The 12,457-nt window shown below is 70.8% G+C and carries 14 protein-coding genes; 5 read left to right on the top strand and 9 right to left on the bottom strand.

Annotated elements, in window-relative coordinates; translation table 11 throughout:
* Positions 1 to 29: 29 nt before the first annotated feature.
* Positions 30 to 950 (bottom strand): oxygen-dependent coproporphyrinogen oxidase, encoded by a 921-nt coding sequence (gene hemF / locus BUB97_RS08720; protein ID WP_086062021.1) that lies wholly within the window; start codon positions 948 to 950, stop codon positions 30 to 32.
* 222 nt (positions 951 to 1,172) lie between these two features.
* Here hemF and petA point away from each other — a divergent pair, with 222 nt between their 5' ends.
* From petA to BUB97_RS08705, 3 genes are all read left to right on the top strand, one after another.
* Positions 1,173 to 1,793: a ubiquinol-cytochrome c reductase iron-sulfur subunit gene (gene petA / locus BUB97_RS08715; protein ID WP_073133682.1), complete on the top strand. Its 621-nt coding sequence runs from the start codon at positions 1,173 to 1,175 to the stop codon at positions 1,791 to 1,793.
* Positions 1,794 to 1,866: 73 nt separating this feature from the next.
* Positions 1,867 to 3,132 (top strand): cytochrome b, encoded by a 1,266-nt coding sequence (locus tag BUB97_RS08710; RefSeq protein ID WP_073133770.1) that lies wholly within the window; start codon positions 1,867 to 1,869, stop codon positions 3,130 to 3,132.
* Positions 3,132 to 3,950, top strand: coding sequence for a cytochrome c1 (locus tag BUB97_RS08705; protein WP_245818240.1), 819 nt, complete (start codon positions 3,132 to 3,134; stop codon positions 3,948 to 3,950). The genes BUB97_RS08710 and BUB97_RS08705 overlap by 1 nt, the downstream gene beginning before the upstream one ends.
* A 114-nt stretch (positions 3,951 to 4,064) precedes the next feature.
* Here BUB97_RS08705 and BUB97_RS08700 read toward each other — a convergent pair whose 3' ends face one another.
* On the bottom strand, positions 4,065 to 5,888 hold the full coding sequence (locus tag BUB97_RS08700) for a putative bifunctional diguanylate cyclase/phosphodiesterase (RefSeq protein WP_073133680.1): 1,824 nt from the start codon (positions 5,886 to 5,888) through the stop codon (positions 4,065 to 4,067).
* 160 nt (positions 5,889 to 6,048) lie between these two features.
* On the opposite strand from BUB97_RS08700, the gene BUB97_RS08695 reads away from it, so the two are divergent.
* The gene (locus tag BUB97_RS08695) at positions 6,049 to 6,936 is read left to right on the top strand and encodes an S-methyl-5'-thioadenosine phosphorylase (protein WP_073133678.1); all 888 of its coding nucleotides are present in this window, start codon (positions 6,049 to 6,051) and stop codon (positions 6,934 to 6,936) included.
* A gap of 273 nt (positions 6,937 to 7,209) precedes the next feature.
* Here BUB97_RS08695 and BUB97_RS08690 read toward each other — a convergent pair whose 3' ends face one another.
* On the bottom strand, positions 7,210 to 7,398 hold the full coding sequence (locus tag BUB97_RS08690; protein ID WP_073133676.1) for a hypothetical protein: 189 nt from the start codon (positions 7,396 to 7,398) through the stop codon (positions 7,210 to 7,212).
* Positions 7,399 to 7,410: 12 nt separating this feature from the next.
* Positions 7,411 to 8,073, bottom strand: coding sequence for a dienelactone hydrolase family protein (locus tag BUB97_RS08685; RefSeq protein ID WP_073133674.1), 663 nt, complete (start codon positions 8,071 to 8,073; stop codon positions 7,411 to 7,413).
* Positions 8,074 to 8,111: 38 nt separating this feature from the next.
* Between BUB97_RS08685 and BUB97_RS08680 the strand changes: the two genes are divergently transcribed.
* On the top strand, positions 8,112 to 8,312 hold the full coding sequence (locus BUB97_RS08680; protein WP_073133672.1) for a DUF4169 family protein: 201 nt from the start codon (positions 8,112 to 8,114) through the stop codon (positions 8,310 to 8,312).
* Positions 8,313 to 8,321: 9 nt separating this feature from the next.
* Here the strand turns inward: BUB97_RS08680 and BUB97_RS08675 are convergent, their stop codons facing one another.
* The 5 genes from BUB97_RS08675 to BUB97_RS26155 form a co-directional block, all read right to left on the bottom strand.
* Positions 8,322 to 8,753, bottom strand: a complete 432-nt coding sequence (locus BUB97_RS08675; RefSeq protein ID WP_073133670.1) for a phasin family protein — start codon at positions 8,751 to 8,753, stop codon at positions 8,322 to 8,324.
* Between the two features lie 72 nt (positions 8,754 to 8,825).
* Positions 8,826 to 9,590: a TetR family transcriptional regulator gene (locus tag BUB97_RS08670; RefSeq protein ID WP_073133668.1), complete on the bottom strand. Its 765-nt coding sequence runs from the start codon at positions 9,588 to 9,590 to the stop codon at positions 8,826 to 8,828.
* A 32-nt stretch (positions 9,591 to 9,622) separates the two neighbouring features.
* Positions 9,623 to 10,858: an MFS transporter gene (locus BUB97_RS08665; RefSeq protein ID WP_073133666.1), complete on the bottom strand. Its 1,236-nt coding sequence runs from the start codon at positions 10,856 to 10,858 to the stop codon at positions 9,623 to 9,625.
* A gap of 442 nt (positions 10,859 to 11,300) precedes the next feature.
* A complete protein-coding gene (locus BUB97_RS08660) occupies positions 11,301 to 12,203 on the bottom strand; it encodes a DMT family transporter (RefSeq protein WP_073133664.1) in 903 nt (300 codons plus the stop codon).
* The gene (locus BUB97_RS26155; RefSeq protein ID WP_073133662.1) at positions 12,200 to 12,445 is read right to left on the bottom strand and encodes a hypothetical protein; all 246 of its coding nucleotides are present in this window, start codon (positions 12,443 to 12,445) and stop codon (positions 12,200 to 12,202) included. Before BUB97_RS26155 ends, BUB97_RS08660 begins: the two co-directional genes overlap by 4 nt.
* Positions 12,446 to 12,457 lie beyond the last annotated feature (12 nt).

The following is a 12,457-nucleotide window of genomic DNA, read 5'->3' as shown; positions in this document are numbered from 1 at the left end:
GCTCGGGCGGGGCCAGGAGGGGCGCGGGCTCAGGGCCAGCGCACCTCCGGCGGCATGGACATGAGAATCGCTTCCACATTTCCGCCCGTCCGAAGGCCGAAGAGCGTGCCGCGGTCATGGAGCAGGTTGAACTCCACGTAGCGGCCGCGGCGGATGAGCTGGTGCTCGCGCTCCGCCTCGGTCCAGGGCTCGTGCATCCGGCCGCGGATGATGGCGGGATAGGCTTCAAGGAAGGCCTCCCCGACATCCCGCGTAAAGGCGAAATGGTCAGGCAGGCGGGATTCGTCCGGCTCGTCGCGGCCGAGCCAGTCATAGAAGATGCCTCCCAGGCCGCGCGGCTCATTGCGGTGGGGCAGGAAGAAGTACTCGTCACACCATTTCTTGAAGCGGGGGTAATAATCCGCGTCGTGCCGCTCGCAGGCCGCGCGGAAGGCGGCGTGGAATCGGCCGGCGTCGGCCTGGGACTCGCCCGAATCGGGAAACATCGGCGTGAGGTCCCCGCCGCCGCCGAACCAGCTCCGCCGCGTGGTGATGAAGCGCGTGTTCATATGGGCCGCCGGTACGCGGGGCGAGCGCATATGGGCCACCAGCGAGACGCCGGTCGCCAGGAACCGCGGATCCTCCTCCGCCCCCGGGATCTGCTTGCGAAATTCCGGGCTGAATTCACCCCAGACCGTGGAGACGTTCACCCCCACCTTCTCGAAGACGCGGCCTTTCATCACCGACATGACGCCGCCGCCGCCCTCCGCCCGGTCCCATGGCGTGCGGACGAACCGACCAGGGGGCAGGGCGGCGTGGGGGCCGGTGGTGCCCTCATCCTCGATTGCCTCGAAGGCCGCGCAGAGGCGGTCGCGCAGCCCTTCGAACCAGGTCCGGGCCGGGGCTGCGAAGGAGTGATGGCCGGGATGGGAGGGATCCGCGGGCAGGCCTGGGGGTTGGCGGTGTGTCATTCGTGCCCATACAGGTGTTGCGGCGCGGGGGGCGCCGTTGCCACCCCACGTTCCGCACCGTTATATGGCGCCATCAACGGCCTGGCACCGCGCGTCTGCGCGCGCCCGGCCCACGCCCCGCCCGCCGGCCGCAAGCCGGTCCCGCGGGGGAGGATGCAACGGCTCCACCCGCCGCCCACCCCGGCGCCGGGAACGGGGACGGAGAACAGGACGAGCGATCGAATGGCCGATGTGCTGGCTAACCCGCCCAAGACGAGCCCTTCCGAACCGGGGTCGCGGCATGCCGACGCGGTCGGCGCCCATCCGCACGGGGGGCATGAGGAAGGGCCGGTCCGCCGCGACTTCCTGAAGCTGGCCGCGGGCTCCTTTACCGCCGTGGGCGTCGGCGTGATGGCCTGGCCGTTCATCCATTCGATGAATCCGAGCCAGGACGTGCTGGCCCTGGCGAGCACCGATGTGGAGCTGGGCCCGATCGCCGAGGGCCAAGCCGTGACGGTGATGTGGCGCGGCAAGCCCGTTTTCGTGCGCCGCCGCACGGCCCAGGAGATCCAGGAGGCCCGCGCCGTTCCGCTGGGCGAGCTGCGTGACCCGGCGACGGACCAGTCCCGCGTGAAGCCGGGCAAGGATCAGTGGCTGATCGTGCTGGGCGTCTGCACCCATCTGGGCTGCGTGCCGCTGGGCCAGAAGCCGACCGATGCGCGTGGCGACTACGGCGGGTGGTTCTGCCCCTGCCATGGCAGCCATTACGACACGGCCGGCCGCATCCGCCGGGGCCCCGCGCCGCTGAACCTCGCCATCCCCGATTATTCCTTTACCTCCGACACCCGCATCCGGGTCGGCTGAGGAGCGCACGACAATGGCCGCAGGCCCTCACGACCAGCATGAGCTGAGCGACCCGGACAGCGACGTCCGGCACATGCACGACTCGAAGGTGCAGAACCCGGTGCTGCGCTGGATCGACCAGCGCATGCCGGTGATCTCGATGATCCAGCTCGAGTACGGCAGCTTCCCGACGCCCCGGAACTTCAACTACTTCTGGAATTTCGGCGCGCTGGCGATGGTCACCCTGGTGATCATGATCGCGACCGGCGTGGTGCTGTCCATGCAGTACGCCGCCAACACGCATCTCGCCTTCGACAGCGTCGAGCGCATCATGCGCGACGTGAACTACGGCTGGCTGCTTCGCTACGCGCATGCGAACGGCGCCAGCATGTTCTTCATTGTCGTCTACATCCACATGTGGCGATCGCTCTACTACGGCTCCTACAAGTCGCCGCGAGAGCTGCTGTGGATGCTCGGCGTCGTGCTGTTCATCCTGATGATGGCCACGGCGTTCATGGGCTACGTGCTGCCCTGGGGCCAGATGTCCTTCTGGGGCGCGACCGTCATCACCAACCTGTTCTCGGCCCTGCCCGTGGTCGGCGAGCACATCGTCACCTGGCTGTGGGGCGGCTTCTCGGTGGACAACCCCACCCTCAACCGCTTCTTCTCGCTGCACTTCCTCCTGCCCTTCGTCATCGTGGGCGTGACCTTCCTGCACGTCGTCGCGCTGCACATCACGGGCAGCAACAACCCGCTGGGCATCGAGCCGAAGACGAAGAAGGACACCATCCCCTTCCATCCGTACTACACGATCAAGGACAGCTTCGGGATCGTGGTGTACCTGGTGGTCTTCGCGATCCTCGTCTTCTTCATGCCGAACTATCTCGGCCACCCCGACAACTACATCCCGGCGAACCCGCTGGTGACGCCCGCGCATATCGTGCCGGAATGGTACTTCCTGCCCTTCTACGCGATCCTCCGCGCGGTGCCGAACAAGCTGGGCGGCGTGGTGCTGATGGGCGGCGCGCTGCTCATCCTCTTCGTCCTGCCCTGGCTGGACAGCTCGCCGGTGCGCTCCATGCGCTTCCGCCCGATCGCCAAGTGGCTGTTCCTGGTCTGGACGGTGAATTTCGGCGTGCTGATGTGGGTGGGCGGCAAGCCGGCCGAGCAGCCCTACATCCTCATCGCCCAGATCTGCACCGCCTACTACTTCGCCTACTTCCTGGTGATCCTGCCCTTCCTGGCGAAGTTCGAGCGTCCCCTGCCGCTGCCTGAAAGCATCGCCCGTGCGGTGCTGACCCGGAAGGGCGGTGGTCCCCTGCCTGCCGGCGCAACTGCCAAGCCGATGGAGAAGGCGTGATGCGCCGCCCCCTGCTGATGCTGGTTCCCACCCTGAAGGCGGCCGCCCTCGCGGCCGTCCTCGCCCCCGTCCTCGCCCTGGCGCCGGCGGCCCTCGGTTCGGGCGCGCGCGCGGCCGAAGGGCATGACGTGATCCATATCCCGGACACGCGCTTCTCCTTCGACGGCATCTTCGGCACCTTCGACCGGGCCTCCGCGCAGCGCGGCTTCCAGGTCTATAAGGAGGTCTGCTCGGCCTGCCATTCGATGCGGCAGCTCTCCTACCGCCACCTGACCGGCATCGGGCTGAACCCGGCCCAGATCGCGGCCCTGGCCTCGCAGTTCCAGGTGCAGGACGGGCCGAACGACAATGGCGAGATGTTCGAGCGGCCGGCGCGCCCCTCCGACCATTTCCGCCGGCCCTTCGCCAATGACGCCGCGGCCCGCGCCGCGAACAACGGCGCGCTGCCGCCCGACCTGTCGGTGATGGTGAAGGCGCGCGAGGGCGGGGCGGACTACCTGCACGCCCTCCTCGTCGGCTACGAGGAGCCGCCGCCCGGCATCACCGTGATGGAAGGGATGCACTACAACAAGTACTTCCCGGGCCATCAGATCGCCATGGCGCCCCCGCTGAACACCGAGGGCCAGGTGACCTATGCCGATGGCACCAAGGCGACCGTGGACCAGATGGCGACCGACGTCGCCACCTTCCTCGCCTGGGCCGCGGAGCCGGAGCTGGAGCAGCGCCGCGCCATGGGCGTGCGGATGATCATCTTCCTGACCATCCTTGGCGGCCTGGCCTATGCGGTGAAGCGGAAGGTCTGGGCGGATCTGCACTGACCGCCCGCTGAGGCCCTGAGACAGGGAAAGGCCCCGCTCCGGTGACGGAGCGGGGCCTTTCCTTTTTTGCGCGGGGGAATGGCCGGGCTCAGGCCCGGAGCTCAGGCCCGGAGCTCAGGCCGGGGCGGGCGCGCCCTCTTTCGCCAGGGCGGCGCGGATGCGCTCCGGCACCATCGCCGCCACCTCTTCCAGCCGCTCCCAGGCGACGGGGCGGGAGACGAGGAAGCCCTGGGCCCGCTCCACGCCGAAGCGGGCCAGCACCGCGAGCTGGGCGGCGTTCTCCACCCCCTCCGCCACGACCGGAACCGAAAGGGCATGGGCCATGCCCGCCACTGCCTCCATCAGCGCGGTCCCCTGAGTGTCGCGAGCGCAATCGGTGACGAGGGAGCGGTCGATCTTGATCGCGTCGAAGGGGTAGCCGCGCAGCCGCGCCAGCGTGCCGTGCCCGCCGCCGAAGTCGTCGAGCACCACGCGCACGCCGATCTCCGCCAGCCCGTGCATGTTCTTCAGCGCCGCCTCCGGGTCCCCGGCCAGCGAGCCCTCGGTCATCTCGATCACCAGCCGGTCGCCCCCGATGCCGTGCTGCTGCAGGATGGCCTGCACCTGCCCGTCGAAGCCCGGCACCCCGAAGGTGCTGGCCGAGGCATTGACCGAGATGGTGTGGGGCGGGCGGCCGATGGCGATGAGCCGGCAGGCCTCGCCCACGACCCAGCGGTCGAGCGCGCTGGAATAGCCCATGCCCTCGATCACCGGCAGCACATCGGCGGGGCGGAGGGAGAGGCCAGTGTCGGTGCGCCAGCGCAGCAGGGCCTCCACCGAGCGCACCTCGCCCGTCGGCAGGTCCGCAATCGGCTGGAAGACGAGGTGGAAGGGCACCGTGCCGCCCGGCGAGAACGCCTCCCGCAGCCAAGCCTCGAGCGCGGTCCGGCCCACCGATTCGCCGCCGGGCGAGGTATCCGCCACGCGCGTCACGCCCCGCCCGGCCCGCTTGGCGGCATAGAGAGCCGCGTCCGCCCGCTCCATCAGCGTTCGCACGTCGCTGGCGTGCCACGGGCTGGCGGCGAAGCCGATCGAGGCGCGCAGCGGCACGGCGGCGCCGTTCAGCAGGAAGGTGTCGGCGAAGGCGGCGTGGATTCGGGCGGCGAGGCTCAGCCCCGCCTCGGGCCGCTCCACCTCCCGCACCAGCACGACGAACTCGTCCCCGCCCAGCCGCACCACCGTGTCCTTGGCGCGCACGGTCTCGCGAAGGCGGCGCGCCACCTCCACCAGCGCCTTGTCGCCGCCCGCATGGCCATAGGTGTCGTTGATCGGCTTGAAGCCATCCAGGTCGATCATCAGCAGCCCGAGATGCTGCGGATCGATGCTGGCGAAGATCTCCTCCATGCCCTTGCGGTTGCACACGCCCGTCAGCGCATCCGTGCGGGCCGCACGATGCACCTCATGGATCGCCTGCCGGAGGGAAAGCGCGGCGGAAACGCCGCGGGCCAGGTCCTGCAGCCGGTCGATCAGGGCTGGGGTGAGCTGCCGCGGCACATGGTCCATCACGCAGAGCGTGCCCACGGCGTGCCCACGGCCGCCCCGCAGCGGCGCCCCGGCGTAGAAGCGCAGGTTGGGGTAGCTGTTGACGAACTCGCTGGAGCGGAACCGGGGATCCTCCGCCAGGTCCGGCACCACCATCACCTCATCCGGGTTCAGGATGGCATGGGCGCAGAAGGCGTTGTCGCGCGGGGTGGCGCCGGCATGGAGGCCCTTGATGGCCTTGAAGAACTGCTCGTGCTCGCCGACCAGGGAGACACCGGAGATCGGCACGCCCAGGAGGTCGCTCGCGACCCGCACGAACGCGCCGAGGAGATCCTCCGTCACCTTGTCGAAGGAGGCGATGTCGGCCACATCGAGGAGCCGATCAGCCTCTTCGGCGGGCCTCGGGACGGGCGCCATGCCGGGTCTTCCTTTTCGCGATAATGATTAACGCGAGAGTGCAACTGACGGTTGCCCGGCGCAACTATCGGTTGCTCCTGTCATTTCGCGCCCTGGTGCGCCTCCGCACGCTCCGCTAGAGCGTTCGCCGCCTGCAGACCCTGGCTGAGAGCGAAGCACGATGTCCGACCAGATCACCCCCGTCATCGGCCTCATCGGCGGCTCCGGCCTCTATGACATCGAGGGGCTGGAGGACCGGCGCTGGGAGAGGGTGGAAAGCCCCTGGGGCGAGCCCTCGGACGAGCTGCTGTTCGGCACGCTGGCCGGCGTGCGCTGCGTGTTCCTGCCGCGCCACGGCCGTGGCCATCGCGTGCCGCCGAGCGAGCTGAACTACCGCGCCAACATCGATGCGATGAAGCGTGCCGGCTGCACCGAGATCCTCTCCCTCTCCGCGGTGGGCAGCCTCAATGGCGACCTGCCGCCCGGCACCTTCGTGATCGTCGACCAGTTCATCGACCGCACCTTCGCGCGTAAGAAGAGCTTCTTCGAGACGGGCTGCGTGGCCCATGTCTCCATGGCGCACCCGCTCTGCCCCCGGCTGGGCGACGCGCTGGAGGCGGCGGCGCGCGACGTCGGGCTGAAGTACAAGCGCGGCGGCACCTACCTCGTCATGGAAGGCCCGCAATTCAGCACGAAGGCGGAAAGCGAGCTGTACCGCGCCTGGGGCTGCGACGTGATCGGCATGACGAACATGCCAGAGGCGAAGCTCGCGCGCGAGGCGGAGCTTTGCTACGCGACCGTCGCCATGGTCACCGACTACGACTGCTGGCATCCGGACCATGACCACGTGACGGTCGATGCGGTGGTGAAGGTGCTGCTGGAGAATGCCGGCCGCGCGAAGGACTTGGTGCGGGCCGTGGTGCCCATGCTGGGCCAGCCGCGCGGCGCCTGCCCCGCGGGCTGCGACCGCGCGCTGGACGCGGCCATCGTCACCCCGCCGGAAAAGCGCGACCCGGCGCTGGTGGCGAAGCTGGATGCAGTGGCCGGGCGCGTGCTTCGCGCGGCTTAAGGGGAGGGCTCCGCCCTCCACCCGCCAAGGGCCTGAGGCCCTTGGAACCCCGTCTGACTGCCGTGGATACCGTTGACCGGCGGGTCTCGGGTTGCTGGGCGCTTTTCCTGGCCTTGCAGTCGCCTCGGGTCCCGGACCCGAGGCGCACCGTCAGCCCCGTGATTCCAAACTTCCAAAAAAAGATGATGGTGAGGGGTCCGGGAAGAGGAAGAATTCTTTCTTCCTCTTCCCGGGGACAAACCAACAGCCCAGAATCGGTCCCCGGCGAACCCGTCAGGCGCTGGAGCTGGTGCCCCAGCCGCGCGCCCGCCGCTTGCGCCCGGCCACGGCGGCCACCAGGGCCGCGACGGCGAGAAGGACGATCATCGCCACCGGCGGTTCGGAGAAGCCGTTCGGCCAGATGTAGGGAATGACCGCCAGCAGGGCGAGGAAGATGACGATTCCGACGATGGTCCGGAGCATGGTCCGCTCTCCTCAGCCAAGATGTGCCGAGAGGAAGGCGAGCGCCCGCTCCTCGGCCAGCGCGGTCGCGGCCGGATCATAGCTCGACCGGTCCTCGCAGGCGAAGCCATGGCCCGCGCCGGGATAGACATGGACCTCCACGCCGGGTTGCGCCTGGCGCACCAGCTCCACATCCGCCAGGGGAATGCCCTTGTCCAGCTCGCCGAAATGCAGCTGGACCGGGCAATGCGGCGTCTCGGTCCGCGTGGCGGCGATGCCGCCGCCGTAATAGCCGACCGCCGCGCCGAAGCTGGTGGAGCGGGTGGCGCCCCACCAGGCGATGGTGCCGCCCCAGCAATAGCCGATGATGCCGTGCGCCGCGCCGGCCGGCAGCGCCTGTGCCGCCGCCTCGATGTCCAGCATCACCGCCTCGTTCGAGACCTTGCTGCGCAGCGCCATGCCGCGCTCCCGGTCGGCGGCCTCATAGCCCAGCTCGGCATCGCGCTCGGCACGGTCGAACAGCGCGGGCGTGACCACGGCCCAGCCGAGGCTGCCCAGATGGTCGGAGAGGCGGCGCATATGCGCGTTCACCCCGAAGATCTCCTGCACCACCACCAGGGCGCGCCGGGCATCCGCGGGGCCGCTGCGCCAGGCGGAGAGGCGATGGCCGTCCGCGGCGGTCAACTCGATCTGCATGGCTGGCTCCGCTGAATGCCGGGCTCTATCCTGGGGCGATGGCCGAGATCGTCAACCTGAACCGGGCCCGCAAGGCACGCGCGCGGGCGGAAGCCGAGGCGCGCGCGGCGGCGAACCGCGCGGCGCATGGCCGCACCAGGGCGGAAAAGGCGAAGGACGCCGCGGCCCGGGAAAAGCGCGACGCCCTGCTGGACGGCGCGCTGCTCGACAGCGCGCCGCCGGACGAGCCGAAAGGCTGAGGCCGCGCCTCAGCCGTCCTTCTTGGCCACCAGGCCGCGCACCTCGTCCATCGCCTCCGAGAAGCGCTTGTTCAGCACCGTCAGTGCCTCGGCATTGGACTTCTGGATGAGGTCCGCCAGCTCCTTCATGTTGGTCACGGCCTTCTCATAGGTGGCCTTCACCAGATCGGCCTGCTTGGCGGCGCGGTCCTGCGGGTCGGCGCTGGTGGAGGCGCCGCGCACCGCATCGGTCATCTCCGACATGGATTGCTGCAGGATCTCCATGTGGCGGCGGGCCACGGCCTGCGCGCCTTCCAGCGCCACGCGGTTCGCGGCGGAGAGCGCCTCCAGGTTGCGGCGCTGTGCGGCGGCCAGGGCCTCTACATCCAGCATGGGCATTCGCATCTCGGACAGGAGGCGCATCGGGTCCATCTCCGGCGGGAGGGTGGGGCGGTCGGACATGGGCGTTCCTCCGTTATGACTTCGTCGGCATCCTGGCGCTTCCCGGCGGGGCGCCGCAAGCGCGGTCCTGTTTCAGGACGGCAGCATGTCTCCGGGGCCGCCGGGCTTGCGTGGCTCGGAGGGCGTGGGCGGCTCCTGCGCCGTGCTCCCTCCGGCCGAGGCGACCATGATTCCCGTATCGGCGAGCGGCGGGTCCACCACGTCGGGCGGCACGGAATCGGCGCCCTCCACCGGGCCGGGCGGGGGCGGAGCCTCCGCTTCGGCCAGGCGCAGGGTGCGGGCCACCTTCTCGGCCCGGTCCAGCGCGCGGTCGAGCGCGGCCATGGTGGGGCCGAGATCCATGCTGTCATCCGATTCCCACGCGCGGGCGGCGGAGAGCCAGACGCCGGTCAGTCCCTGCACGCGCAGCGCGCCCGCGACGCCCGCGGTGGAGACGCCCGCGCCTTCCAGCGTCCAGGCCATGGAGGCCATCAGCAAGGGGGAGAGCAGCAGGGCCGAGAGCGGGTCCCGCTTCAGGTCGCTCTGCAGGCGCAGCACGCCCTCCCGATGCGGGGCGAGGGCGTCGAAGCGGCGCATCAGCAGGTCGAACACCCGGTCCCGCGCCGTGCCGAAGCCGGCCTGGCCCGGCACCGTGCCCTCCAGCACCGCCTGGTCCACCGCGCGGTGATAGGCGCGCAGCAGGTCCACCGGCGCGGCATAGCGGCCCCGCAGGTCGGAGAGCGTCTCGCCGCTCTCCTCCGCGACGCGGGCGAAGGTGGTGCCGTGCCAGCCATGGCGGGCGACCACGCGCCAGAAGGCGTCGAGAAGGGCCGGGGAGGGGGCGTCACGCGTGTCCATCGCGTTGCAAGATGGCCCATCCGGCGGGCGGATCAACTGCGCCGCACCCGGCGGCGCCCGGCCAGCCCCGCGGCGATGGCCAGGAGCTGGATGGCGCCGGCCGTCAGGAAGAGCGCCGGGCCGCCCCCGGCCTCCCGCAACAGCCCGAACAGGGCCGGGGCGAAAGCGTAGCTGGCCTGGCTGGTAGCCGTGACCAGGGCCACCACACGCCCCGTGTCGCCGGGCCGGAACTCCGCCTGGGCGATCAGCGGGGGCAGGGAGGTGGCATTGCCGATTCCCAGGCCGAACAGCGCGATCCCGATCAGCATCGGCACCGCCTCCCCGCCCACGAGGAACAGGACGAGCGAGCCCGCGACCTGCACTCCGTAGCTTCCCGCCGCGGCCAAGCGGCGATCGACGCCGGGGGCGAGCAGCCAGCCCATCAGCGTGCGGCCGAGCACCGCGCAGGCCGTCGCCATGCCCATCGCCAGCCCCGCCCCCTCGGCCCCCAGCACCGGGACGAGCAGGGAGAAGAGGTGCGCGATGAGCCCGATCTGCGCGACGAGGCCGAGCGACATCAGCGCGGCGAGCGTCCCGAAGCGGAATTCCCGCCAGGGGCGGAGGAGCGGGGCCGCGTCGCGCGCCTCCGGGCGGCCCGCGGGGGCCGGCGCGGCATCCTCCGCGCCGCCATCGGGGTTTTGGCCCATGCTGGCCGGACTGCGGCCGATCACCCGCCCCGCCAGCAACCAGAGAGCGACCGCCATGGCCCCGCCGACCAGCGCCGCGGCACCCGGCAGGCCCAGCAGGGCAATCAGCGCCACCCAGAGCGGGGAGAGGATGACGCCGCCCATGCTCGCGCCATTATAGGCGGCCGACAGGGCGGCGGGCCGCCGCCGGACGAACCAGGGGGCCACGAAGGCGTTGATGGCCGCCGCGCCCGTGGTTGCCCAGCCCGCGCCGCTGACCAGCGTGGCGAGGAAGAGTTGCCAGGGCTCGGCCGCCAGGGTCCAGCCCAGCACGCCCAGGCCCGAGGCCAGCCCGCCCGCCCGCGTGACCGCCACCAGCCCGAAGCGGGCATGCAGCGCCGGCAACCGCGCCACCACCAGCGCACCCAGAAGGAAATGGCAGGTCACCGCCGCCGAGATGGTCGCCACGGGCCAGCCCCGGGCCTCGTGCAGCGCCTGCAGCAGCACGGGCGGGCCATAGAAACCCACGCCCCAACTGAACACCGCCACGGTGAAAGCGGCCCAGACCACGCGCCACCCGAAGAACCCCGCCCTGTGTCCCATTCACCCCACCCCTTCGTCGTCCCGGCACGCAGTCTGCCGGCCGATCTCGCGCCGGTGCTGCGATGCGGCCCGAAGCTTCGGGGTTGCGTTTAGGCCGGAAGGCGAGGGGGCGCCTTCGGCTTGTTGCCCTGGCTTCGTTCTGGGCTGACGGTCTGTCCCGGGGAGAGGAAGAAGGAATTCTTTCTTTCCCCGGACCCGTCGAAGGCAGTGCCTTAGACCCATCACCTTTTTCTTCGAGTTTGGGATCACGGGGCTGATCGTGCGCCTCGGGGCCATGACCCGAGGCGACTGCAAAGGCAGGATCAGCACCCCCAACGAGAGCCCCCTCGATCCGGGGTATCCACGGCAGTCAGACGGGGTTCCAAGGGCCTCAGGCCCTTGGCGGGTGAGGGCGGAGCCCTCTGAAGGAAGCCAAAGCCTGTTGCGAGGCAAGGCGAGGGCCTTAGCGGCCCGTCCTGGCCTCCCGCGCTCGGGCGCGGAAGAGGAGCATCAGCCCGCCAAGGGTGAGAACGCCGCCGGCGAGATCCGCCCAGCCCAGCACCTCCCCCAGCGCCGCCCAGCCGATGACGGCGGCCACGGGGGGCGCGAGGAGCTGCAGGGCGGCGGCGGTGGAGGGGGGGAAGCGCCTGAGCATGATGAAGAGCAGCGCATAGCCGCCGATGCCCACCACTGTGACGCTGTAAAGGAGCCCCAGCCAGACCTGGCCGCTGCCGCTGGTGGGGGGTGCGCCTTCCAGCACCAGGGCCAAGGCGAGAAGCAGCGCGGCGCTGACGAGGCTCTGCCCCGCGCTGGCCGACCAGAGGTCCACGCGCCCGCGCGCCGGGGCGAAGATGAGCAGCCCCGCCGCCTGGGAAACCGCGCCGAGAAGGGCGAGGCAGACGCCCAGCGCCTCGGTCATCCCCTCCGCCATGCCGACATGCCCGGCGAGCCGCGCCCCCCCGAGCACCGCCACCCCGGCCCAGCCGAGCGCCAGGCCGGCCCAGGCCATCGCCGAGGGGCGGCGGCCCAGGAACAACGTCTCGCCCAGGGCGACCACCAGCGGCGTCGCGGCGGTGATGAGCGCGACCAGCCCCGAGGGGATGATGGACATGGCCCACCAGGAGAAGGCGAGATAGCCGCCGGTGCCGAGCAGCCCCATCAGCACCACCCGCCCGGCATCCCCCCGGGCGGGCCAGCGGGAGCGCGTGGCCCAGGCGATGGCCAGCAGCAGCGGCGCGGTGAGCAGGAAGCGCAGGGCCAGCGCCCAGAAGGGCGGCCATTCCAGCACCACGAGCCGCGCGGCGTTGAAGGCCGAGCCCCAGATGAGGATGAAGGCGATGGCGAGGAGAAGGTCGGCGGGCTTCATTCCCCGCCCTTCCGTCCTTCGATGCGGGAGAGGAGGGCGGCCTGCGCCGTCTCCATGCGCCGGAGCATCAGGCCGATCCGCCCCATGGCGAGGAGGCTGAGGGCGGAGACGGCGCCTGCCCCGGCATAGAGGATGCGCGCCCGCGACCATTCCGGCCCGAGCAGCGGCGTGCCCTGCAAGGCCAGGACGGCGCAGCCGAGCAGCGCGGCGATGCCCACGCCCTGGAGGATGCGGAACAGCATCGGCTCAGGCCA

It is taken from the genome of Muricoccus roseus, from assembly GCF_900141905.1.
GTDB lineage: Bacteria > Pseudomonadota > Alphaproteobacteria > Acetobacterales > Acetobacteraceae > Roseomonas > Roseomonas rosea.
Note: the sequence above shows the minus strand (reverse complement) of the source record. Positions and strands in the feature narration are given on the sequence as shown.

Bases quoted from the DNA above. Each gene is read 5' to 3' on its own strand.
- BUB97_RS08690 (WP_073133676.1), bottom strand. From the start codon at position 7,398: ATGCTCCGGACCATCGTCGGAATCGTCATCTTCCTCGCCCTGCTGGCG.
- BUB97_RS08670 (WP_073133668.1), bottom strand. From the start codon at position 9,590: ATGGACACGCGTGACGCCCCCTCCCCGGCCCTTCTCGACGCCTTCTGG.
- BUB97_RS08710 (WP_073133770.1), top strand. From the start codon at position 1,867: ATGCACGACTCGAAGGTGCAGAACCCGGTGCTGCGCTGGATCGACCAG.
- hemF (WP_086062021.1), bottom strand. From the start codon at position 950: ATGACACACCGCCAACCCCCAGGCCTGCCCGCGGATCCCTCCCATCCC.
- petA (WP_073133682.1), top strand. From the start codon at position 1,173: ATGGCCGATGTGCTGGCTAACCCGCCCAAGACGAGCCCTTCCGAACCG.
- BUB97_RS08705 (WP_245818240.1), top strand. From the start codon at position 3,132: ATGCGCCGCCCCCTGCTGATGCTGGTTCCCACCCTGAAGGCGGCCGCC.
- BUB97_RS08685 (WP_073133674.1), bottom strand. From the start codon at position 8,073: ATGCAGATCGAGTTGACCGCCGCGGACGGCCATCGCCTCTCCGCCTGG.
- BUB97_RS08660 (WP_073133664.1), bottom strand. From the start codon at position 12,203: ATGAAGCCCGCCGACCTTCTCCTCGCCATCGCCTTCATCCTCATCTGG.
- BUB97_RS08700 (WP_073133680.1), bottom strand. From the start codon at position 5,888: ATGGCGCCCGTCCCGAGGCCCGCCGAAGAGGCTGATCGGCTCCTCGAT.
- BUB97_RS08680 (WP_073133672.1), top strand. From the start codon at position 8,112: ATGGCCGAGATCGTCAACCTGAACCGGGCCCGCAAGGCACGCGCGCGG.
- BUB97_RS08675 (WP_073133670.1), bottom strand. From the start codon at position 8,753: ATGTCCGACCGCCCCACCCTCCCGCCGGAGATGGACCCGATGCGCCTC.
- BUB97_RS08665 (WP_073133666.1), bottom strand. From the start codon at position 10,858: ATGGGACACAGGGCGGGGTTCTTCGGGTGGCGCGTGGTCTGGGCCGCT.
- BUB97_RS26155 (WP_073133662.1), bottom strand. From the start codon at position 12,445: ATGCTGTTCCGCATCCTCCAGGGCGTGGGCATCGCCGCGCTGCTCGGC.
- BUB97_RS08695 (WP_073133678.1), top strand. From the start codon at position 6,049: ATGTCCGACCAGATCACCCCCGTCATCGGCCTCATCGGCGGCTCCGGC.